The 20,700-nt window shown below is 59.2% G+C and carries 20 protein-coding genes; 8 read left to right on the forward strand and 12 right to left on the reverse strand.

Annotated features, from left to right (window positions below):
• Positions 1-122 precede the first annotated feature (122 nt).
• Together KUF73_RS22185 and KUF73_RS22190 are read right to left on the reverse strand one after the other, a co-directional pair.
• On the reverse strand, positions 123-422 hold the full coding sequence (locus tag KUF73_RS22185) for a BolA family transcriptional regulator (RefSeq protein WP_218440158.1): 300 nt from the start codon (positions 420-422) through the stop codon (positions 123-125).
• A gap of 12 nt (positions 423-434) precedes the next feature.
• Positions 435-959 carry a DUF2059 domain-containing protein gene (locus KUF73_RS22190; RefSeq protein ID WP_218440159.1) on the reverse strand — a complete coding sequence of 175 codons (525 nt, stop codon included), beginning with the start codon at positions 957-959 and terminating at the stop codon, positions 435-437.
• Between the two features lie 192 nt (positions 960-1,151).
• Between KUF73_RS22190 and KUF73_RS22195 the strand changes: the two genes are divergently transcribed.
• A complete protein-coding gene (locus tag KUF73_RS22195) occupies positions 1,152-2,546 on the forward strand; it encodes a class II fumarate hydratase (protein ID WP_218440160.1) in 1,395 nt (464 codons plus the stop codon).
• Positions 2,547-2,635: 89 nt separating this feature from the next.
• Here KUF73_RS22195 and KUF73_RS22200 read toward each other — a convergent pair whose 3' ends face one another.
• Positions 2,636-3,589, reverse strand: a complete 954-nt coding sequence (locus KUF73_RS22200; protein ID WP_218440161.1) for a DMT family transporter — start codon at positions 3,587-3,589, stop codon at positions 2,636-2,638.
• A gap of 208 nt (positions 3,590-3,797) precedes the next feature.
• Here KUF73_RS22200 and KUF73_RS22205 point away from each other — a divergent pair, with 208 nt between their 5' ends.
• A complete protein-coding gene (locus KUF73_RS22205; RefSeq protein WP_218440162.1) occupies positions 3,798-4,001 on the forward strand; it encodes a DUF6316 family protein in 204 nt (67 codons plus the stop codon).
• A gap of 103 nt (positions 4,002-4,104) precedes the next feature.
• Here the strand turns inward: KUF73_RS22205 and KUF73_RS22210 are convergent, their stop codons facing one another.
• Together KUF73_RS22210 and pap are read right to left on the reverse strand one after the other, a co-directional pair.
• On the reverse strand, positions 4,105-5,289 hold the full coding sequence (locus tag KUF73_RS22210) for a thiolase family protein (RefSeq protein ID WP_218440163.1): 1,185 nt from the start codon (positions 5,287-5,289) through the stop codon (positions 4,105-4,107).
• A gap of 102 nt (positions 5,290-5,391) precedes the next feature.
• A complete protein-coding gene (gene pap, locus KUF73_RS22215; RefSeq protein ID WP_218440164.1) occupies positions 5,392-6,906 on the reverse strand; it encodes a polyphosphate:AMP phosphotransferase in 1,515 nt (504 codons plus the stop codon).
• Between the two features lie 196 nt (positions 6,907-7,102).
• Between pap and mnmC the strand changes: the two genes are divergently transcribed.
• The 5 genes from mnmC to KUF73_RS22240 all read left to right on the forward strand — a co-directional run bounded on the left by mnmC (position 7,103) and on the right by KUF73_RS22240 (position 14,571).
• Positions 7,103-9,082, forward strand: a complete 1,980-nt coding sequence (gene mnmC, locus KUF73_RS22220; RefSeq protein ID WP_218440165.1) for a bifunctional tRNA (5-methylaminomethyl-2-thiouridine)(34)-methyltransferase MnmD/FAD-dependent 5-carboxymethylaminomethyl-2-thiouridine(34) oxidoreductase MnmC — start codon at positions 7,103-7,105, stop codon at positions 9,080-9,082.
• A gap of 182 nt (positions 9,083-9,264) precedes the next feature.
• The gene (locus KUF73_RS22225) at positions 9,265-11,037 is read left to right on the forward strand and encodes an N-acetylglutaminylglutamine amidotransferase (protein ID WP_218440216.1); all 1,773 of its coding nucleotides are present in this window, start codon (positions 9,265-9,267) and stop codon (positions 11,035-11,037) included.
• A gap of 3 nt (positions 11,038-11,040) precedes the next feature.
• A complete protein-coding gene (ngg, locus tag KUF73_RS22230; protein WP_218440166.1) occupies positions 11,041-12,789 on the forward strand; it encodes an N-acetylglutaminylglutamine synthetase in 1,749 nt (582 codons plus the stop codon).
• A gap of 180 nt (positions 12,790-12,969) precedes the next feature.
• Positions 12,970-14,160 (forward strand): osmoprotectant NAGGN system M42 family peptidase, encoded by a 1,191-nt coding sequence (locus tag KUF73_RS22235; protein ID WP_218440167.1) that lies wholly within the window; start codon positions 12,970-12,972, stop codon positions 14,158-14,160.
• Positions 14,161-14,343: 183 nt separating this feature from the next.
• On the forward strand, positions 14,344-14,571 hold the full coding sequence (locus tag KUF73_RS22240; RefSeq protein ID WP_205892131.1) for a YheU family protein: 228 nt from the start codon (positions 14,344-14,346) through the stop codon (positions 14,569-14,571).
• On the opposite strand, the gene csrA is transcribed toward KUF73_RS22240, so the two are convergent.
• From csrA to KUF73_RS22255, 3 genes are all read right to left on the reverse strand, one after another.
• Positions 14,560-14,751 (reverse strand): carbon storage regulator CsrA, encoded by a 192-nt coding sequence (csrA, locus tag KUF73_RS22245; protein WP_218440168.1) that lies wholly within the window; start codon positions 14,749-14,751, stop codon positions 14,560-14,562. The two genes, KUF73_RS22240 and csrA, sit on opposite strands and share 12 nt — an antisense overlap.
• Positions 14,752-14,897: 146 nt before the next feature.
• The gene (locus KUF73_RS22250) at positions 14,898-15,230 is read right to left on the reverse strand and encodes a YnfA family protein (RefSeq protein ID WP_218440169.1); all 333 of its coding nucleotides are present in this window, start codon (positions 15,228-15,230) and stop codon (positions 14,898-14,900) included.
• A 64-nt stretch (positions 15,231-15,294) separates the two neighbouring features.
• Positions 15,295-16,110 carry an SDR family oxidoreductase gene (locus tag KUF73_RS22255; protein ID WP_218440170.1) on the reverse strand — a complete coding sequence of 272 codons (816 nt, stop codon included), beginning with the start codon at positions 16,108-16,110 and terminating at the stop codon, positions 15,295-15,297.
• A gap of 351 nt (positions 16,111-16,461) precedes the next feature.
• Between KUF73_RS22255 and KUF73_RS22260 the strand changes: the two genes are divergently transcribed.
• Positions 16,462-16,614, forward strand: a complete 153-nt coding sequence (locus tag KUF73_RS22260) for a DUF3309 family protein (RefSeq protein WP_032833547.1) — start codon at positions 16,462-16,464, stop codon at positions 16,612-16,614.
• A gap of 149 nt (positions 16,615-16,763) precedes the next feature.
• On the opposite strand, the gene KUF73_RS22265 is transcribed toward KUF73_RS22260, so the two are convergent.
• The 4 genes from KUF73_RS22265 to KUF73_RS22280 form a co-directional block, all read right to left on the reverse strand.
• Positions 16,764-18,857, reverse strand: a complete 2,094-nt coding sequence (locus KUF73_RS22265) for an LTA synthase family protein (protein ID WP_218440171.1) — start codon at positions 18,855-18,857, stop codon at positions 16,764-16,766.
• 273 nt (positions 18,858-19,130) lie between these two features.
• Positions 19,131-19,736: an START domain-containing protein gene (locus KUF73_RS22270; protein ID WP_218440172.1), complete on the reverse strand. Its 606-nt coding sequence runs from the start codon at positions 19,734-19,736 to the stop codon at positions 19,131-19,133.
• 41 nt (positions 19,737-19,777) lie between these two features.
• Positions 19,778-20,032, reverse strand: coding sequence for a YkgJ family cysteine cluster protein (locus KUF73_RS22275; protein WP_218440173.1), 255 nt, complete (start codon positions 20,030-20,032; stop codon positions 19,778-19,780).
• Between the two features lie 165 nt (positions 20,033-20,197).
• Complete coding sequence (locus KUF73_RS22280; protein ID WP_218440174.1) at positions 20,198-20,665, reverse strand: translation initiation factor 2; 468 nt, start codon at positions 20,663-20,665, stop codon at positions 20,198-20,200.
• Positions 20,666-20,700: the final 35 nt, after the last annotated feature.

Consider the following 20,700-nt stretch of genomic DNA (forward strand, 5'->3'; position numbering starts at 1 on the left):
AAAAAACGCGCCGGGTGAGCGGCGCGTTGTGCAGTCTAACAAAAAAGATCGCAGCCTGCGGCAGCTCCTACAGGAGAATGCGTTCCCATGCAGGAGCTGCCGCAGGCTGCGATCTTTTGATCTTAATGCTTGCTGCCGCCCGCACAGGTCGGCGAGGCCGGAGCCGCGTCGATCTGCGCCCATTCCTCGGGGGTATAGGTATGCAGCGCCAACGCATGGAACTCGCCCATCAGCTCACCCAGTGTGCCGTAGACTTTCTGATGACGCTTGACGCGGTTGAGCCCGACGAACTGTTCGCTGACCACCACGGCCTTATAGTGGGTCTGCAACCCGCGGCTGTGCATGTGGCTTTCATCCAGCACCTGCAGATGCTGGGGCTGAAGCAGGCCCAGCGTCGATTCGATGCGTTGTTGCATGGTCATACCCAACTCCGCTTAAGGCTTTTTCTTGGCTGGCGCTGCTGCGTCTTTCGGCGTCAGCTCGTCGGTCATGTCAGCCAGCAACTTGTTGACCACAGGCACCGCGCTTTCCAGCTTGGCTTGAGTCATCTGGGCCGATTGCTGGGTCAGCTGCGGCATTTTTTCCAGGACTTTCCTGCCCAGTGGCGACTGGTAGAAGGCAACCAGGTCCTTGAGCTCGGACTCGGTGAAGTTGGTGGTGTACAGCTTGACCATGTCTGGCTTCAGCTTGTTCCAGCCAATGGCCTGGTCCAGCGCGGCGTTAGCCTTGGCCTGGTAGGTTTCGAGTACCGCTTTTTTCGAATCAGGGGCTTTGGTTTGCTGGAAGCGCTGAGCGAACATCTGCTGAACTTGCATGTACACCGGAGTGCCCAATTTGTCAGCATGCGCCAGGGTCAGGAAAGCCTCGGCACTGGCGTTGTGGCTGGCGGTATCGGCAAAAACCTGGCCGCTGGCACAAACCAATGCAACCGCGGTACAGATGGCACGAAGACGAGTCATCGAGTTTCCTTTTCTAGCAGGCGAGGTAAAACCCCAAGGGCGTCCATTCTGCGCCTAAAAAAGTGTGTCACTCAACCCCAAGCCTTGTCGCGCCTGATTTAGAGGGGTTGAATGGGCAGAATCCAGAGAGATGGAACCACGGCCGTCGATCACGGCCTAAACTGCGCTATCAGACCTACAGGAGTGTGCATGATGAGCCGTATCGAAACCGACAGCCTTGGCCAGGTTGAAGTCCCGGATGAAGCCTACTGGGGCGCTCAGACGCAACGCTCGCTGGTTAACTTCGCCATTGGCAATGAGCGCATGCCTTTGGCCGTGCTGCACAGCCTGGCGCTGATCAAGAAAGCTGCGGCCCGGGTCAATGATCGCAACGGTGATTTGCCCGCCGACATCGCCCGACTGATCGAGCAGGCCGCCGATGAAGTGCTCGACGGCAACCATGACGATCAGTTTCCCCTGGTGGTGTGGCAAACCGGCAGCGGCACCCAAAGCAACATGAACGTCAACGAAGTGATCGCCGGACGCGCCAACGAACTGGCCGGCAACCCGCGCGGCGGCAAGTCCCCGGTACACCCCAACGATCACGTCAATCGCTCCCAGAGTTCCAACGACTGTTTCCCTACTGCCATGCACATCGCAGCCGCCCAAGCGGTGCAGCATCACTTGCTGCCGGCGATCAGCGAACTGTCGGGCGGCCTGGCTGAGCTGTCGGCCCGCCATATGAAACTGGTCAAGACCGGTCGCACGCACATGATGGACGCAACGCCGATCACTTTCGGCCAGGAAGTCTCGGCGTTCATCGCGCAACTGGATTACGCCGAGCGGGCGATCCGCAGCGCACTGCCGGCGGTTTACGAACTGGCTCAGGGCGGCACCGCCGTCGGTACCGGACTGAATTCACCCCACGGTTTCGGCGAAGCCATTGCCGCCGAGCTGGCTGCACTCTCCGGCCTGCCCTTTATCACCGCACCGAACAAATTCGCCGCGCTGGCCGGCCACGAGCCGCTGACCACCTTATCCGGCGCGCTGAAAACCCTCGCCGTGACCCTGATGAAAATCGCCAACGACCTGCGCCTGTTGGGCTCCGGCCCACGCGCTGGTCTCGCCGAAGTGAAACTGCCGGCCAACGAACCGGGCAGTTCGATCATGCCCGGCAAGGTCAATCCAACCCAGTGCGAAGCGTTGTCGATGCTCGCCTGCCAAGTGCTGGGCAACGACGTCACCATTGGTTTCGCCGCGAGTCAGGGGCACTTGCAACTGAACGTGTTCAAACCGGTGATCATCCACAACCTGCTGCAATCGATCCGTTTGCTCGGCGATGGTTGCAGCAACTTCCAGCAGCATTGCATCGCCGGCCTGGAACCGGATGCCGGCAAAATGGCTGAACACCTGGAACAAGGGTTGATGCTGGTAACGGCGTTGAATCCGCACATTGGCTACGACAAATCGGCGGAGATTGCGAAAAAGGCTTACAGCGAAGGGCTGACCTTGCGGGCGGCAGCGTTGCAGCTGGGATACCTGACCGATGAAGAGTTTGATGCGTGGGTCAGGCCAGAGAATATGTTGGAGGCTGGGGCCAAAGGGTAATTTTTGCCGTGAAGTGAAAAGATCGCAGCCTGCGGCAACCCCTACACGTACCCCTGTAGGAGCTGCCGAAGGCTGCGATCTTTTGATCTTTAGGCCATCCGCATCCGACGCGCTTTCAACCCCGCGATCAACGACGGCCCCAACGCCACCAGCGCCGACCCCAGCACCACCAGCACCGCCCCGCCATAGCCCAACCCATTGATCGTCTCGGCATGCACATAATCCGGCCACCACCACGCGGCGACGGCGACGGCAGCGAACGTCACCAACGGCGTGATCGCCAGCGTCGCGCTGACCCGGGACGCTTCCCAATGGGCCAATGCTTCGGCAAACGCGCCATAGGCGATCAGGGTGTTCATGCAGCATGCGAACAGCAGCCAGCCTTGCAATGGGTTGAGTTGCAACGCTTCCAGCGGATGCACCCACGGCGTCAACAACAGCGCGCAGAACAGGTAAATCACCATCATCACCTGCAACGAATTCCACACCGTCAGCAATTGTTTCTGCCCCAAGGCATAAAAAGTCCAGACCGTGGACGCCAGCAACACCAGCAGTACGCCAGCGGTGTAGTCGGTCAACGAGGTCAGCAGTTCACTCAGGCGCTGATTGAAAAACAGCGCGAAGCCGACCAGCAGCACCAGCAAGCCAATCCCTTGCCCCAGACTGAAGCGTTCCTTGAACACAAACAGACTGGCGATCAGCAGCATGATCGGCCCCATCTGCACCACCAGTTGGGCGGTACCGGGACTGAGCAAATTCAACCCCATCAGATACAGAACATAGTTGCCCACCAGGCCGAGTACCGCCATCAACACCAGCCAGCCACCGCGCGGGCCGAGCACTTTGCGACTTGGCAGGCGTCTGGTCGCCGCCAGGTAAATGAACAGGCAGCCTCCGGACACCATCAGGCGAAACCAGGTGACCGTCACCGGGTCCATCACCAGCAACACCTGTTTGAGTTTGATCGGCAGGATTCCCCACAGCAGCGCGGTCAGCAAGGCCAGGAACAGACCGTAAACCCAGCGACCCGATGAAATGTGCATGCGAACCCCAAAGCCAATTTTCAAGAGCCGTCATTCTAGGCGCACCGTCGTGTGGCACACAGGGACAGTTAGCGCCTGGGCGTGAATGAAACTGTGCAGGTCGCTTCATTAAATTGGCGATGTGCCGTTGATCGGCTGCCCGGGCGCTGCAAGTGGTTCATGCATAAGCTCGTTGGATCCAATAAAAGAAATCCCGCAGGAGATTGCCATGTACGGCATGCGCGCCCAGGACAACGCCCCCGCCACGCACTTTCGCAGTGACCGGTTATGTCGGGTGAACGGGGAGTTGTATTTCAGCACCCGGGAAAACACCCTGGAGGGGCCATTTGCTGAAAGGGAAGCAGCATTGCGCGAGGTTCAGGCTTATATCGAGCGGATGCAATCGTTGCGGACTAATCCTTCACCGGGTTGACTGCTTCGCGGGCAAGCCTCGCTCCTACGGGACCGGCTGAATCCTGTAGGAGGGAGGCTTGCCCGCGAAAGCAATCTAAATAACCACCAAAAATACTTGAGGCTTAACGAACCGCCTCAAACAACCCGGTCGCGCCCATCCCGCCCCCCACGCACATCGTCACGATGCCGTAACGCAGATTGCGCCGCTGCAACTCGCGAACGATGTGCCCGACCTGCCGCGATCCGGTCATGCCGAATGGGTGACCAATGGAAATCGAACCGCCGTTGACGTTGTACTTGTCGTTATCGATCTCCAGTCGGTTACGCGCGTACAGGCATTGCGAGGCGAACGCTTCGTTGAGTTCCCACAGGCCGATGTCGGCAATCTGTAAACCCTTGGCCTTCAGCAGTCTCGGCACCGAGAACACCGGGCCGATGCCCATCTCGTCCGGCTCGCAACCGGCCACGGTAAAACCGCGGAAAAACGCTTTGGGTTTCAATCCCAGCTCCAGCGCTTTTTCCAGGCTCATCACCAGCGTCATGGAGGCGCCATCAGACAGCTGCGACGAGTTGCCAGCGGTGACCGAACCGTCCTCGGCAAACACTGGATTCAACCCGGCCAGACTCTGCAGTGTGGTATCAGGCCGGTTGCAGTCGTCGCGATCCACGACGCCGTCGACAATCTGCACCTGACCGGTGGCCTTGTCCTCAACCCGGTATTTCACCGCCATCGGCACGATTTCATCATCGAACAACCCGGCGGCCTGAGCCTGAGCGGTACGCTGCTGACTTTGCAGGGCGTACAGATCCTGTTCTTCGCGGCTGACGCTGTAGCGACGAGCGACGATTTCGGCGGTCTGGCCCATCGGAAAGTAGATGCCCGGCACCTGCTCCTTGAGCAGCGGGTTGATCAGGTTGTCGGTGTTGACACTTTTCATGGTCAGGCTGATGGACTCGACGCCACCCGCGACAATGATGTCGCTGCAGCCAGAGGCAATCTGGTTGGCGGCAATCGCGATCGCCTGCAAACCCGAAGAACAGAAACGGTTCAGAGTCATGCCGGCGGTGCCGATACCCAAGCGCGACAGCACGGCGACGTTGCGACCGATGTTGAACCCCTGGGCGCCTTCGTTGGAACCGGCCCCGACAATACAGTCCTCGACGCTGGCTGGATCGATGCCGGTGCGTGTCAGCAAGGCGTTGACGCAATGCGCCGCCATGTCGTCAGGACGGGTCATGTTGAATTTGCCGCGAAAGGATTTGGCCAGGCCGGTCCGCACGCTGTCGACGATCACCACTTCACGCATGGCATACCTCATTGTTGTTATCGGTTGAGAGTGGACCGAGCATAAGCCCACACAATTACCGACCGCGACAATCATTCACCCCGCGTATGCGTAACCATCGCTTCACTTTTTGCCTTTGCGTGCCTGCTTGTCGGACTTTTCGAAGGCCGCTTCCAGCGCGTGATTGATCGTGCGCAAGACCTTGACCCGCGCCCAGCGTTTGTCATTGGCTTCGACCAGCGTCCACGGCGAGATCTCGGTGCTGGTGCGGTCAACCATGTCGCCGACGGCCGCGCGATAGTCATCCCATTTGTCGCGGTTGCGCCAGTCGTCCTCGGTAATCTTGAAACGTTTGAAGGGGATCTCCTCGCGCGCCTGAAAACGCTCCAGTTGCGTCTGTTTGTCGATGGCCAGCCAGAACTTGACCACGATCACCCCGGCATCGGTGACCTGCTCTTCGAAATCGTTGATTTCGCTGTAGGCACGCAGCCAGTCCGCCGCGCTGCAAAACCCCTCGATGCGCTCCACCAACACCCGGCCATACCAGGAACGGTCGAACACCGTAAATTTGCCGCGTGCCGGAATATGTCGCCAGAAACGCCAGAGATACGGCTGCGCCCGTTCTTCTTCCGTCGGCGCGGCAATCGGCACGATGTTGTACTGGCGTGGGTCCAGCGCTGCGGCAACCCGGCGAATCGCCCCGCCCTTGCCGGCCGCGTCGTTGCCTTCGAACACTGCCACCAGCGCATGGCGACGCATGCGTTTGTCGCGCATCAGCCCGGAAAACCGCGCCTGTTCGGTGATCAGTTGCTCCTCGTAATCGTCCTTGGACAGCTGCAAGGTCAGGTCGAGGCTATCTAGCAGGTTCAATTGATCGACGCTGGGGAACACCGGGGCGGCGCTGACTTTCTCCGGGTGAATCTTCGCTCGCTTAAGGGCGTCCTGCAGGCCTTCGAGCAAAATCTTGCCGACCACAAGGCTGCGATAACGCGCATCCATCCCGGCGATCACATGCCAGGGCGCATAGTCGCGGCTGGTGCGGCGCAAAACGCGTTCGCCGAACTTCACGAAGCGGTCGTAGGTTTCGGATTGCTGCCAGTCCAGCGGGCTAATGCGCCAGCTGTGCAACGGATCATCGGCCAAGGCCTTGAGCCGCGCTTTCATTTGTTTCTTGGAAAGGTGGAACCAGAACTTGAAGATCAGCGCGCCTTCATCGCAGAGCATTTTTTCCAGGCGTTCAGCCGCGTTGATGGCTTGATCGAGACGCGGGTCCTTGAACTCGCCATGGACCCGCCCTTGCAGCATCTGGCTGTACCAGTTGCCGAAGAAAATCCCCATGCGCCCCTTGGCCGGGAGCATCCGCCAATAACGCCAGGCCGGTGGCCGTGCCAGTTCTTCGTCGGTTTGCTGATCGAAAGTACGGACCTCGATCAGGCGCGGGTCCATCCATTCGTTGAGTAACTTGACCGTCTCGCCCTTGCCGGCGCCTTCGATGCCATTGATCAGGATGATCACCGGAAAGCGTTTCTGTTGCTGAAGCTCGAACTGCGCTTCGAGCAAGGCTTCGCGCAGGGCCGGCACTTCGGCGTCATAGGTTTCTTTGTCGATGGCGTGATCGATTTCGGCAGATTCGAACATGGATGGCTCCCTTCCAGATTTCAGTAAGACTAGCGGATCGGGCCGAACGTCAGCGCAGAAAGTTCCCCGTAGGAGCGAGCGTGCTCGCGATAGACTTCAGGGCAATGCGTTGATTCAGGAAGCACGCGTTATCGTTTACGTGCATCGCGAGCAAGCTCGCTCCTACAATGGCCGCCTTGCCGTTGCCGAGCCTGCCATGAAACCTGTATTGCCCCACGCCCAGCTCGACTGGGACGACCAAGGTCGCCCGTATTCGCGCGTGTTCGACGATGTGTATTTCTCCGACAAATCCGGGCTGGACGAAACGCGTTACGTGTTCATCGAACAAAACCGGTTGGCAGAACGCTTTGCAGCGCTGCCACAGGGCGGTCGGCTGGTCATCGGCGAGACCGGTTTCGGCACAGGGCTGAATTTTTTGTGCGCCTGGCAGGTGTTTGAGCAGCACGCAGCGGCGGGTGCGCGGCTGCATTTTGTCAGCGTCGAAAAATACCCGTTGAGCCCGGCCGACCTGCAGCGCGCCCTGGCGCTGTGGCCGGAACTCAAAGCGTTTTCCGATCAATTGCTGGCGCAGTACGTGGCGATTCATCAAGGGTTCCAACGCCTGACATTGGCCAACGGACGAGTAACGCTGACGTTGTTGATCGGCGACGCCCTCGAACAGTTGCCGCAATTGGATGCGCAGGTCGACGCATGGTTTCTCGACGGTTTTGCGCCGGCAAAAAACCCCGACATGTGGTCCGCCGAACTGTTTGCCGAGTTGGCGCGTCTGGCCGCCCCCGGCTCGACCATCAGCACCTTCACCAGTACTGGCTGGGTAAGACGCCTGCTGAATGCCGCAGGCTTCAAGATGAAACGCACACCGGGCATCGGCCACAAATGGGAAATCCTGCGCGGTGAGTTTCTTGGCTGGCCGCCCGAGGTGCTCGCCTGTCCTCCCAATAAACCCTGGTTCGCCCGACCCGCATCGTTGACCGGTGAACGCCATGCCCTGGTGATCGGTGCCGGGCTCGCCGGTTGCGCCAGCGCGGCCAGCCTGGCAGCGCGGGGCTGGCAGGTGACGGTGCTGGAACGGCACGCGGATGTCGCACAAGAAGCTTCGGGCAATCCGCAAGGCGTGCTTTACCTCAAGTTATCGGCCCACGGCACCACGTTGTCGCAAATGATCATCAGCGGTTTCGGCTACACCCGACGCTTGCTCGAACACTTGCAGCGAGGCACCGACTGGGACGATTGCGGTGTGCTGCAATTGGCGTTCAACGCCAAGGAAACCGAACGTCAACTGCAATTGGCCGAAGCGTTTCCAGAGGATTTGCTGCACCTGCTCGATCAGCCCCAGGCGCAGGCCTTGGCCGGCATCGGCCTGGCGCACGGCGGTCTGTATTACCCGGAGGGCGGCTGGGTCCATCCGCCGGCGCTGTGCCAATGGCAAGCAGCGCATCCGCAGATCCAAGTGCTTGCGCACCATGATGTGCTGGAACTGCGTAAAACCGATGGCGAATGGCAAGCCTGGGACGGCGAGCGTTTGCTCGCCAGTGCACCCGTGGTGGTGCTGGCCGGTGCCGCCGAAATCCAGCGTTTCCCTGAAAGCGCCGAACTGCCGCTCAAGCGTATTCGCGGGCAAATCACTCGACTGGTGCAAACCCCGCAAAGCCAGTCGCTGAGCACGGTGGTCTGTGCCGAAGGCTACGTCGCCCCAGCGCGTCTGGGCGAACACACCCTCGGGGCCAGTTTCGACTTCAAGAGCGAAGACCTGACCCCGACCACAGCCGAACACCTGGGCAATCTGGCCATGCTCGAAGAGATTTCCCATGATCTGGTCACGCGTTTGCAAATCGAAGAGCTTGCCCCTGAAAGCCTTCAGGGACGTGCCGCCTTTCGCTGCACCAGTCCTGACTACTTGCCGATCGTCGGTCCCTTGGCCGACAACCAGGCCTTCGCCGAAGCCTATGCGGCGCTCAGCAAGGACGCCCGCCAAGTGCCGGACATCGAATGCCCGTGGCTGGACGGCCTGTACGTCAACAGCGGCCACGGCTCGCGCGGCCTGATCACCGCGCCATTGTCCGGGGAATTGCTGGCGGCCTGGCTGGACAACGAGCCCCTGCCCCTGCCCAGAAGCGTGGCTGAAGCCTGTCATCCCAACCGTTTTGCCTTGCGCCGCTTGATCCGCGGCAAATAATTACGCCCCCAATCGCCTGGCCACCCACATCGGCCAGGTGATCGCTTCGTCCCTCCCGTCGCCGCTGCTTATAACCCATCGTTCTAAAACTCCCACTACCGAGGCGGGTCAGTTTCTGAGTACCCGCCATTTTGGCACGGTATCGAATGACCCTCCCCAACGGAAAAACCGGTAAGGAATTTATGTGCGGATTAGCTGGCGAGTTACGTTTTGACAATCAACCTGCAGACCTTGCAGCCATTGAGCGAATCACCCATCACCTGGCCCCTCGTGGTCCTGACGCCTGGGGTTTTCACAGTCAGGGGCCGATTGCCCTGGGCCACCGACGCCTGAAAATCATGGACCTGTCGAACGGCTCGGCGCAGCCGATGATCGACCATCAACTGGGCTTGTCCCTGGCCTTCAACGGCGCGATATACAACTTCCCGGAACTGCGTACCGAACTGGAAGACCTGGGGTACGCCTTCTATTCCGGTGGTGACACCGAAGTGCTGCTCAAAGGTTTCCACGCCTGGGGCGAAGCGCTGCTGCCAAAACTCAACGGCATGTTCGCCTTCGCCATTTGGCAGCGCGACACACAAAGCCTGTTCATCGCCCGCGACCGTCTCGGCGTGAAGCCTTTGTACCTGTCTCGCACCGGTCAGCGCCTGCGCTTTGCTTCGTCGCTGCCAGCATTGCTCAAGGGCGGCGACATCAACCCGATCCTCGACCCGGTGGCACTCAACCATTACCTGAACTTCCACGCCGTGGTCCCCGCACCGCGCACCTTGTTGGCGGGCATCGAAAAACTGCCACCAGCCACCTGGATGCGCATTGATGCGGACGGCACCACGCAGCAGAAAACCTGGTGGACCCTGCCCTACGGCCCACGCGCCGATGAGATGGACCTGACGCTCGAAGACTGGCGCGACCGGGTGCTCGACAGCACCCGTGACGCGGTGGCGATCCGTCAGCGTGCGGCAGTCGACGTCGGTGTGCTGCTTTCTGGCGGTGTCGATTCGAGCATGCTGGTCGGGTTGTTGCGCGAGGTCGGCGTGGAAAACCTGTCGACGTTTTCCATCGGTTTCCAGGACGCCGGCGGCGAACGCGGCGACGAGTTCCAGTACTCGGACCTGATAGCCAAACACTACGGCACGCACCATCACCAACTGCGTATCGACGAAAAAGAGATCATCGAGCAACTGCCCGCAGCGTTTCGCGCGATGAGCGAGCCAATGGTCAGCCATGACTGCATCGCCTTCTACCTGTTGTCCCGGGAAGTGGCCAAGCATTGCAAAGTGGTGCAAAGCGGTCAGGGTGCGGATGAACTGTTCGCCGGTTATCACTGGTATCCGCAGGTGGACGGTGCAAGCGACCCGTACGCGGCGTATCGCGAGGCATTTTTCGACCGCAGCTACGACGACTATGCCGCCACCGTGCAACCCAAATGGCTGACGGAAAATGACGCCGCGGGTGATTTCGTCAAACAGCATTTCGCACAACCGGGTGCCGACGCGGCGGTGGACAAAGCGTTGCGCCTGGACAGCACGGTGATGCTGGTGGATGACCCGGTCAAACGCGTCGACAACATGACCATGGCCTGGGGCCTGGAAGCGCGTACGCCGTTTCTCGACTACCGCCTGGTGGAGTTGTCGGCCCGGGTGCCGGGCAAATTCAAACTGCCGGACGGCGGCAAGCAAGTGCTCAAAGAAGCCGCACGACTGGTGATTCCGAGTGAGGTGATCGACCGCAAGAAAGGCTACTTCCCGGTGCCGGGGCTCAAGCACTTGCAAGGAGACACCTTGAACTGGGTGCGCGAACTGCTGCTCGATCCAAGTCAGGATCGCGGCCTGTTCAACCCCGCCATGCTCGACCGACTGCTGACGGACCCGCAAGGCCAGTTGACCCCGTTGCGCGGCTCCAAGCTGTGGCAATTGGCGGCCCTGAACCTGTGGCTCAGCGAACAAGGAATCTGACCGATGAAACCTCACGCCACGGCCATCAACCAGCGCTTGTTGCGCGGTCAGACGCCGTCCTATGAACGCTTGCAGGCGCGCCTGGCCGAAGACGGCAGCGAATTGAATGGCGCGCCCATCGCCGTGCATTGCGGCTGGGGCCGGCTTTTAATCGGTCATACCTTTGCCGATGCGGCCAGCCTTGCCCAAGAGTTACTCAACGAACAGCCCGGTGAGCGCGATATCGCCCTGTATGTCGCGGCCCCCCAGCAAGTGCTGGGCTTGGAGCCGACCCAGTTGTTTCTTGACCCGTCCGATACCTTGCGCCTCTGGTTCAGCGATTACCGTCAGGCCACTCGGGTGTTTCGTGGCTTTCGCATCCGTCGCGCCCAGAGTGACGCCGACTGGAGCGCAATCAATCAGCTGTATCAGGCGCGCGGCATGCTGCCAATCGATGCCACATTGCTGACGCCACGGCACTTGGGCGGCCCGGTGTATTGGCTCGCCGAAGACGAGGACAGTGGCGCGGTGATCGGCAGCGTCATGGGCCTTGATCATCACAAGGCCTTCAATGATCCGGAACACGGCAGCAGCCTCTGGTGCCTCGCGGTGGATCCCCATTGTTCGCGGCCAGGCGTCGGTGAAGTACTGGTGCGGCATCTGATTGAACACTTCATGAGTCGTGGCCTGAGCTATCTCGACCTGTCGGTGCTGCACGACAATCGCCAGGCGAAAAACCTGTACGCCAAGCTCGGTTTTCGCAACCTCTCGACGTTCGCGATCAAGCGCAAAAACGGGATCAATCAGCCGCTGTTTCTCGGTCCTGGCCCCGAAGCGGCGTTCAATCCCTATGCGCGAATCATCGTGGAGGAAGCGCACCGGCGCGGCATTGACGTTCAGGTCGATGACGCCGACGCCGGTATGTTTACCCTCAGCCACGGCGGGCGCCGAGTGCGTTGTCGTGAGTCCCTCACAGACTTGACCAGTGCCATCAGCATGAGCCTGTGCCAGGACAAAAGCCTGACCCATAAAGTGCTCAAGGCTGCCGGCCTGAACCTGCCTGCGCAGCAACTGGCGGGTAATGCCGACGATAACCTGGCGTTTCTCGACGAGCACCAAAGGGTGGTGGTCAAACCGCTGGACGGCGAACAAGGCCAGGGCGTCGCGGTGGACTTGCAGTCAATCGAAGACGTGCAGCAAGCCATCGAATCAGCCCGCCAGTTCGACAGCCGCGTGTTGCTGGAGAGCTTTCACGAAGGACTGGATCTGCGCATTCTGGTCATCGGTTTTGAAGTGGTCGCGGCAGCGATTCGTCGGCCGGCCGAAGTGGTCGGCGATGGTCAGCATTCCATCGGTGCGCTGATCGAAGCCCAGAGCCGACGGCGGCAAGCCGCCACGGACGGTGAAAGCAAAATCCCGCTGGATCAGGAAACCCAGCGCACGTTGCATGCGGCCGGTTACGACTACAGCAGCATTCTGCCGGCGGGCGAGCATTTGTTCGTACGCCGTACGGCGAATTTGCATACCGGCGGGATTCTCGAGGACGTCACCGCGATCCTGCACCCGACGTTGATGGATGCGGCTGTGCGAGCCGCGCGGGCGCTGGATATTCCCGTGGTCGGCCTCGACCTGATGGTGGGCGCCGCCGATCAACCGGCGTACGTGTTTATCGAAGCCAATGAACGTGCCGGGCTGGCCAATCACGAGCCGCAGCCGACGGCGGAGCGCTTTGTGGATTTGTTGTTTCCGCATAGTCAGCCGGCAATGCCCTAGATGTGCAGAGCCTGAATCGGCCCCTTCGCGGGCGGGCCTCGCTCCTACAATTCCGAGTGCTCGCAATATCACGAACAGCACAGCCCGTAGGAGCGAGGCTTGCACGCGAAGGCGTTGGTTCAGACAACAAAGATCCCCCTCATCGAAACCATCGATGCGCTCAACCCATCAGGAGTTTCCATGACTATCAAATACCCCGAACCGGACCTGACGTACCTGCAAAAAGTCCTGCTGGAAATGCTCGCCATTCCCAGCCCCACCGGGTTCACCGACACCATCGTGCGCTACGTCGCCGAGCGGCTTGAAGAGTTGGGCATCCCTTTTGAAATGACTCGTCGCGGCACCATTCGCGCGACCCTCAAGGGCAAAAAGAACAGCCCCGACCGTGCCGTTTCCGCCCACCTCGACACCATCGGCGCGGCAGTGCGCGCGGTGAAGGACAACGGTCGCCTGACCCTGGCGCCGGTGGGTTGCTGGTCCAGCCGATTCGCCGAGGGCAGCCGCGTGAGTCTGTTTACCGATAACGGCGTGATCCGTGGCAGCGTATTGCCGTTGATGGCGTCCGGCCACGCGTTCAATACGGCAGTGGATGAAATGCCGATCAGTTGGGACCACATCGAATTACGTCTGGACGCCTATTGCGCCACCCGAGCCGATTGCGACTCACTGGGGATCAGCGTCGGCGATTTCGTTGCCTTCGACCCATTGCCGGAGTTCACCGAAAGCGGTCACATCAGCGCCCGCCATCTCGATGACAAAGCCGGAGTCGCGGCGCTGCTGGCAGCGCTCAAAGCCATCGTCGACAACGGCGAAGAGTTGCTGATCGATTGCCATCCGCTGTTCACCATCACCGAGGAAACCGGCAGCGGCGCAGCGGCGGCGTTACCGTGGGATGTCAGTGAGTTCGTTGGCATCGACATCGCACCCGTCGCGCCCGGCCAGCACTCAAGCGAGCATGCAGTGAGTATCGCGATGCAGGATTCCGGCGGCCCCTACGACTATCACTTGTCACGCCATCTGCTGCGCCTGGCCAGTGACAACGAGTTGCCGGTGCGCCGCGACCTGTTCCGTTACTACTTCAGCGATGCGCACTCGGCGGTCACTGCCGGCCATGACATCCGCACCGCCCTGCTCGCCTTTGGTTGCGACGCGACCCACGGCTACGAACGGACCCACATCGACAGCCTCGCGGCCCTGAGCCGCCTGCTGGGTGCCTATATCCTCAGCCCACCGGTATTCGCCAGCGATGCGCAACCGGCCAAGGGCTCGCTGGACCGGTTCAGTCATCAGATCGAACATGACACCCAGATGGAAAGCGATACGCGGGTGCCGTCGGTGGATAGCCTGGTGGGGCAGCGCAACGATAGCTAGAGAGGAACGCATGCAGGAGCTGCCGCAGGTTGCGATCTTTTGATCTTTGGCAGCCGTTGAATTGCTCAAAATCAAAAGATCGCAGCCTGCGGCAGCGCCTACAGGTCATGCGTTCATGGCGCGATGGGTAGCTCTGACTCATCAATCGCCGTAGCATCGCGCCATTGATTACCCGAGGTGCCTATGCTGATTCCCCACGACCAACTAGAAGTCGACACCCTGACCCGCCTGATCGAAGATTTCGTGACCCGTGACGGCACTGACAATGGTGACGACACACCGCTGGAAACCCGCGTATTACGAGTGCGTCAGGCATTGAGCAAGGGGCAGGCATTGATTGTCTTCGACCCGGAAAGCGAGCAATGCCAGTTGATGCTCAAGCACGATGTACCCAAGCATCTATTCGACTGATTTTTTGTTTCGCGCCAGTTTGCGCTGGATCCGCTCGTAGATCTCGGACCGGTGCACATTGACGTTCTGCGGTGCTTCGACGCCGAAGCGCACGTTGCCGCCGTTGATGGCAACAACGCGCACGGAAATGCTGTCACCGATGGATATCAACTCGCCTACAACACGACTGAGTACAAGCATGGCCTTCGTCCTTCAGGGTTACCGGACCTTGAAGATGCCCGGCACACGAAGGGGCTTCAAGACAACGGCAGCAATCCAGACCGAACCTACAGCGACCGATCCGCCTTGCTGACGGAAAGGTCTGACAAATCGTTTAAACAGATCCTTCAGGATGCGGAAAAACGCGGACCAAACAGGATGATGCTCGCCCCGATCACACATAACGCCACACCAAGCCAGTCCGATCCGAGCGGACGAATGCGTTCGACCACCGCCAGCCAGCCGATCGATGCAATGATGTAAATGCCACCGTAGGCGGCATAGGCGCGACCGGCGTAGACCGCTTCGACACGGGTCAGCAGCACGGCGAACAAGGTCAGGCTGAGCAACGCCGGCACAATCCACCAGGCGCTTTTGCCCTGGCGCAGCCACATCCAAAAGGCGAAGCAACCGGCGATTTCAAACAGCGCGGCGAGGAAAAACCACAGGTAATTGAGCATGCGAACGTCTCGCGAGGGTGACCAGTTGCGGCCACCCTAACGACGCTGTTGCGTGCGGGCAAGTTCAGCCTGTGGTTTGTTTGGCCTTGGCGCGCATTTTGTCGGCCATCAAGGTCATTTCGTTGTAGAGCAGCTGCGGGTTCTTCTGCTTGAGCGCCCAGGCCATGCGGCCTTGCTCGTGGGGCAGGATCATGAACTCGCCAGCAGCGATCTGCTGATAGATGTAGTCGGCAATATCGGCTGCGCTGATGGGCGAACTTTCCAGCAATTTGCCGACCTGTGCCTTCATGGCCGGGGTCGGGCCGCGGAAAGAATCCAGCAGATTGGTCTGGAAGAACGACGGGCAGACCACGTGTACGCCGATTTCCTCTTGCGCCAGTTCGATCAGCAGGCTTTCGGACAACGCCACCACGCCGGCCTTTGCCACGTTGTAGTTGCTCATCGCCGGACCTTGCATCAGCGCAGCCATGGAGGCGATGTTGATGATCTTGCCTTTGCTTTTTTCCAGCAATGGCAGGAAGGCCTTGCAGCCTTTAACCACGCCCATCAGGTTGATTGCGATCTGCCAATCCCAATCTTCCAGGGACAGTTCACTAAAGAAACCGCCCGATGCCACTCCGGCGTTGTTGACGATGACATCAATGCCGCCAAGTTTTACTTCACAGGCCTGGGCGAAGGCGGTGAGCTGGCTGTAATCACGCACGTCACAACGCTGGGTAAAACCGTCGCCGCCGGCTTCGCGCACCAGCTTCAAAGATTCCTGCAGGCCGGGTTCGCTGACGTCCGACAAGGCCAGCTGCCAGCCTTCACGCGCCCAGCGCAGCGCGATTTCGCGACCCAGGCCAGAGCCCGCACCAGTGATCATCATGCGATTTTGCATAGCAAACAGCCTTGTTGTTCCGGGGAAGATGCGTCGAGTGTAGCGAAGGATATGGCCCGACCCACGCTCCATCAGATTGCTGAATGGCCTGAGCAAAGCGAAAAGATCGCAGGCTTCCCATTGATCCCGGTGGGAGCTGCAGAAGGCTGGGATCTTTTGGCCAATGCACGCTCTGCGCAACTACCGCCATTCAATCAAAGGAAATAACCACTGGTTCGAAAAACATCGAAAAAACATGGAATTTTATTGATAGCGCAACAGTCGGAATTTTTAAGCAGCTCGAATTAATCGCATTCCCGCTGACCAATAACGACTAGGTCATTTCTAAACACTTACAGCAAGGAAACAGACATGGGCACAATTCTTATCGTAATTCTGATCCTGTTGCTGATCGGTGGTTTGCCGGTCTTCCCGCACTCCAGAAGTTGGGGTTATGGCCCGTCCGGTATCATCGGCGTGGTATTGGTGGTGCTGTTGATTCTGTTGTTGCTCGGCAGAATATGAAGATCTGACCAGCAAAAAAAATGTAGGAGCGAGCTTGCTCGCGATGGACTTAAGGACAACGCGTTTATTCAGCCAATACGCGTTATCGTTAACATCCATCGCGAGCAAGCTCGCTCCTACAAGTGTTTGTTTCTTTATTGCGCCGTTATTTAATCCGGCTTGCCGTCAACCACACCGGCAGTGTTGTCGAGCAGGCTTTTGGTAGCGGTCTGCAGGAACGACTCAAGTTTCTGCTTCAGCGCTGCTTCGTCAGCCGACGCCGGAATCAGTTCCCCTTTCGGATTTGCACCCAGTTCGTACTGGTAGAGTTTCGGCGGCATTTCCTTTGGCAACACCAGCACGCGATCAGCGGTGAGCAAGGCTACGGTCTGATCGCTGCCCGATGGCTTGATCACGCCAAAACCCTTGTCGCCTTCCGGCAGGTTCAGCAGGTCACGGCCCCAGCATTGATGCACCACATCGCCACCGATACGACCCATGATGGTCGGCACGATATCGATCTGGGTACCCACGGTGTGGTCACGCTGGCCGAATTTGTCCTGGATACCCGGAGCAATCATCAGCATCGGCACGTTGAATCGACCCAGATCCATCTCGGTGATCTGCTGTTCGTTGCCGAAGCCATGGTCGCCAACGATCACGAACAGGGTTTCCTTGAAGTACGGCTCTTTGCGAGCTTTCTCGAAGAACTGACCCAGCGCCCAGTCGGAGTAACGCATGGCGGTCAAGTGTTCGTTGAGGCTGCCACGGTCGGTTACACGCTCGACCGGCAATGGCGTCGGCAGCGCGTATGGCGTGTGGTTCGACAGGGTTTGCAGCAAGGCGTAGAACGGTTTTTTGTCCTTGCCGTCGCGGGCTTTCAGTTCTTCCAGGCCACGGTTGAACATGTCCTGGTCGGAAACGCCCCACGTCGGGTCGGAGAACACCGGGTTAACGAAGTCGTTGCGCCCGATGAAGTTGGTCATGCCTTGGTTGCTGAAGAAACCCGACTGGTTGTCCCAGGCGAAGTCGCCGTTGTAGACATACACGTCGTCGTAATCACGGGCACTGAGGAGCTGTGGCAGGCCGGACAGTTTGTGACTGCCTTCCGGGGTCTGCATCAGGTATTCGAAACCCGGCAGGTTCGGGAAGCAGGCCATGGTGGCGAACATGCCCTGGTGGGTATGCGTGCCGTTGGAGAAGAAACGGTCGAACAGCAGGCCTTCTTTCGACAGTTGGTCAAAGGCTGGCGTGATATTGCCCGGACGCCCCAGCGCGCCCACCGAGTGACCGGCGAAGCTTTCCATCAGGATCACGACAACGTTCTTGATCGGCAGGGTCTTGTCGGCGTTTGGTGTGTAATTACGACGTACGGCGGCGGTTTCGGCATCCACCAGTTTATCGCTCGGGGTCAGCAGCATGTCGCGCACGGTTTGCTGGGCAACCGGCTGGTCGATAGTGGCTTTCCAGATGTTGCTGCGCTCATCCGACATACGGCTTTTGGCTGCCGCAATCAGTTGCAAGGTGCCATTGAGGCCCAACTGATTGGCGAAGTTCGAGTCGGTGGTGTAGACGTCACCCCAGCGCAACGGCGGGCCCTGACGCAAGGTGCCACGAGCCGCGACCACGCAGATCATCAGGCAGACCACGAACACCACGATGCGCGCATACCAAGGGGCTACCTGGCGAGTGCCAATGCTGCCGCCACTGAACGGACCACGAGGACGGGTCGCACGGTCGGTGCCCTTGAACGCCAGGCTGAGAATCCAGGTGCCTACGGCCCAGGCCAGCAAGTAACGGACTACTGGAAAACCGTACCAGAGCATGCTCATCACGGTTTTCGGGTCTTCCTTCACATACTGGAAGACCAGGCCGTTTAGGCGCTGGTGGAACTCGCGGTAGAAGTCCATCTCCATCAGGCCCAGGAACAGCGCGATGCTGGAAGCAACCGTCAGCCAGAAACGGAAGAGCCCACGCGCCGCCATGGCTCGAACACTGAACAGCGCCAGCAGCAACGGAACGCTGAGGTACACCACCAGGCGCAGATCGAAACGCATGCCATTGGCGAACGCTTCGAGGAAAGTCGAGGCGGGGGTGTCGAGGATCATCGAGCGGTTGTAGACCAGCAGCGCGAGGCGCAGTGCGGAAAACATCACCATCATGACCAAAGCGCACAGCAGCGTGTAGGCCAGATGCGATTTGACGGTCGGTTGCAGCAGGCGATTCGAAGCTCGCTGCTGATTCAGGGCGTCCGGGATTGCCATGTCGTTTTAGGACCCATTGGAAGTTGAAGTTTCAAAAATACAGCTGCGCCCTGCCCTCTATTGGCCAGTACCTGGCCCGGGGGGTTGCGCGGTGCGCAAATGTTGCACGATCAACGGCTGCATTGCCATTGATTACTGCCCGGCAAACCTGACGCGCGCGAATTGTCTTGGAGACTTCGTGAAAATTTCGTGCAACGAATATCCGGAAACATAATAAAGCCAAAAAGTAAAACGCCCCGAACCAGTCGGGGCGCTACTCAAAGCACTGTGCAATTACTTCTCAGCGCGCTCTTTAAGGCTTTTCAAGGTATCGAACGGCGCATCAACGACAAACTTGTTGGCAAGCATCGATGGAACGCTGCCACCGGGCTCGGTGTGTACCTGGTAAGTCACTTCAATCTGATCGCCCTTGGGTACAAACTTCCAGAAACCGTCGACCTTCGCGACCCGGACAAAGCCCTTCTCTTCAGGAATATACTTCGGCACACCCTCAAGCTTGCGGGTCAGGCTGCCATCGGCGCCTTCGATGGTGGTGACATGCAACACCGAATCACGCGGCGTAACCGGCCATGGCGTATTGAACTGGGTGTAGGTCCAGCTCTGATCGCCTTCGTGCTTGAGCAGTTTCTGGGCCTTGCATTCGTGAATCCAGGCGCAAGCGCCAGATACGTCTTCCTGCAGCGCGCGCAGTTTGGCCATGGTGGTCTTCATCAGGGTGACGCCCTGGTAGGCCTTGTAATCGGAGCCGGCCACTTCACTCAGGGATACCTTGATGCCGTCTTCGTTCTTGGCAACTTTCCAGTCTTCAGCCTGGGCGGCGGAAGTGGCCAGTACCGCCGTCAAACCACACAGCACAGCAATACGATGCAGCGAACCCATAGTCTTATTCCTTATTGTTGAAGTTCCGTTCGTTGAACACATCACGCCGCCGTCATTTGCTCCCACCAGCCAATCAGCCTGATCGCGTCTTCACTGCTATCGCCGCACACCTCGACATCAGCCTCGAACGCCGAACAAACCGCCGGACGCTCCGGTTTACCGAAAATAGTGCACAGGTTTTCGGCAGACAATTGCAGGCAACGTTCCCCGGCGGCTTTGCCGTTGGGCATACCGGGAATGGGTGAACTGATAGAAGGGGCAATGCAACAGGCGCCACAGCCCTCACGGCATTTCATGACGACGAGCTCCTCGCGACGGGCGATGTGTTAAAAGACGTGGCACAGAGTAACCGCTAAAACAGTTGTTTTAAATTACCGGGCAACGGGTTTTTTCCTGCAAACGGGTGTGGCCGGTCAGTCTCCGACAAAGCGTCTGGCTGGCGGCTCACGAACAGGCGGAAATTACTGCTTGAACTCGAAGTCCAGTGCCGCACCTTCAACTTCACGGCGCTCTTCATTGCGCAGTTGCAGCTGCATTTCGTTGCTCAACAGGCGCCCGTTCAGCTGGAATGGACTGCTCTTGCCCCCAAACATTTGCGGCAAGACCGGGTCACGCTTGGGCAACGGCACAGTACCCACCGGTTTCAGTTCCTCGACCATGTCCTTGGGCAGGCTCAAATCAAGCTTGGCGGGAGGGAGTTCGGTTTTCACCACCTCACTGGCGGGTTTCGACTTGGAAGCAATGGGCGCGCGCTGTTTTATCGCAGGGGCTTTCTTTTTAACCGGTGCGTTTTTTTTAGCGGGCGCTATTTTCTTTGAGGTGGCGTCAGCTGCGGGTTTTTCCTGAGCGGAGGCAGCCATAACGGATACCGGCTGAGCGCCCAGTAACAGGCAGATCATCAACCAGGCAGCAGGAAAAATCGGTTTCATGGACCCAACGGCGCGAGCGGCGCAGACGACAGAGG

Origin of the sequence: Pseudomonas sp. PD9R, from assembly GCF_019200975.1 — a bacterium.
GTDB lineage: Bacteria > Pseudomonadota > Gammaproteobacteria > Pseudomonadales > Pseudomonadaceae > Aquipseudomonas.

Coding starts and splice junctions, on each gene's coding strand:
- KUF73_RS22185 (WP_218440158.1), bottom strand. CDS start 422: ATGACCATGCAACAACGCATCGAATCGACGCTGGGCCTGCTTCAGCCC.
- KUF73_RS22190 (WP_218440159.1), bottom strand. CDS start 959: ATGACTCGTCTTCGTGCCATCTGTACCGCGGTTGCATTGGTTTGTGCC.
- KUF73_RS22195 (WP_218440160.1), top strand. CDS start 1,152: ATGAGCCGTATCGAAACCGACAGCCTTGGCCAGGTTGAAGTCCCGGAT.
- KUF73_RS22200 (WP_218440161.1), bottom strand. CDS start 3,589: ATGCACATTTCATCGGGTCGCTGGGTTTACGGTCTGTTCCTGGCCTTG.
- KUF73_RS22205 (WP_218440162.1), top strand. CDS start 3,798: ATGTACGGCATGCGCGCCCAGGACAACGCCCCCGCCACGCACTTTCGC.
- KUF73_RS22210 (WP_218440163.1), bottom strand. CDS start 5,289: ATGCGTGAAGTGGTGATCGTCGACAGCGTGCGGACCGGCCTGGCCAAA.
- pap (WP_218440164.1), bottom strand. CDS start 6,906: ATGTTCGAATCTGCCGAAATCGATCACGCCATCGACAAAGAAACCTAT.
- mnmC (WP_218440165.1), top strand. CDS start 7,103: ATGAAACCTGTATTGCCCCACGCCCAGCTCGACTGGGACGACCAAGGT.
- KUF73_RS22225 (WP_218440216.1), top strand. CDS start 9,265: ATGTGCGGATTAGCTGGCGAGTTACGTTTTGACAATCAACCTGCAGAC.
- ngg (WP_218440166.1), top strand. CDS start 11,041: ATGAAACCTCACGCCACGGCCATCAACCAGCGCTTGTTGCGCGGTCAG.
- KUF73_RS22235 (WP_218440167.1), top strand. CDS start 12,970: ATGACTATCAAATACCCCGAACCGGACCTGACGTACCTGCAAAAAGTC.
- KUF73_RS22240 (WP_205892131.1), top strand. CDS start 14,344: ATGCTGATTCCCCACGACCAACTAGAAGTCGACACCCTGACCCGCCTG.
- csrA (WP_218440168.1), bottom strand. CDS start 14,751: ATGCTTGTACTCAGTCGTGTTGTAGGCGAGTTGATATCCATCGGTGAC.
- KUF73_RS22250 (WP_218440169.1), bottom strand. CDS start 15,230: ATGCTCAATTACCTGTGGTTTTTCCTCGCCGCGCTGTTTGAAATCGCC.
- KUF73_RS22255 (WP_218440170.1), bottom strand. CDS start 16,110: ATGCAAAATCGCATGATGATCACTGGTGCGGGCTCTGGCCTGGGTCGC.
- KUF73_RS22260 (WP_032833547.1), top strand. CDS start 16,462: ATGGGCACAATTCTTATCGTAATTCTGATCCTGTTGCTGATCGGTGGT.
- KUF73_RS22265 (WP_218440171.1), bottom strand. CDS start 18,857: ATGGCAATCCCGGACGCCCTGAATCAGCAGCGAGCTTCGAATCGCCTG.
- KUF73_RS22270 (WP_218440172.1), bottom strand. CDS start 19,736: ATGGGTTCGCTGCATCGTATTGCTGTGCTGTGTGGTTTGACGGCGGTA.
- KUF73_RS22275 (WP_218440173.1), bottom strand. CDS start 20,032: ATGAAATGCCGTGAGGGCTGTGGCGCCTGTTGCATTGCCCCTTCTATC.
- KUF73_RS22280 (WP_218440174.1), bottom strand. CDS start 20,665: ATGAAACCGATTTTTCCTGCTGCCTGGTTGATGATCTGCCTGTTACTG.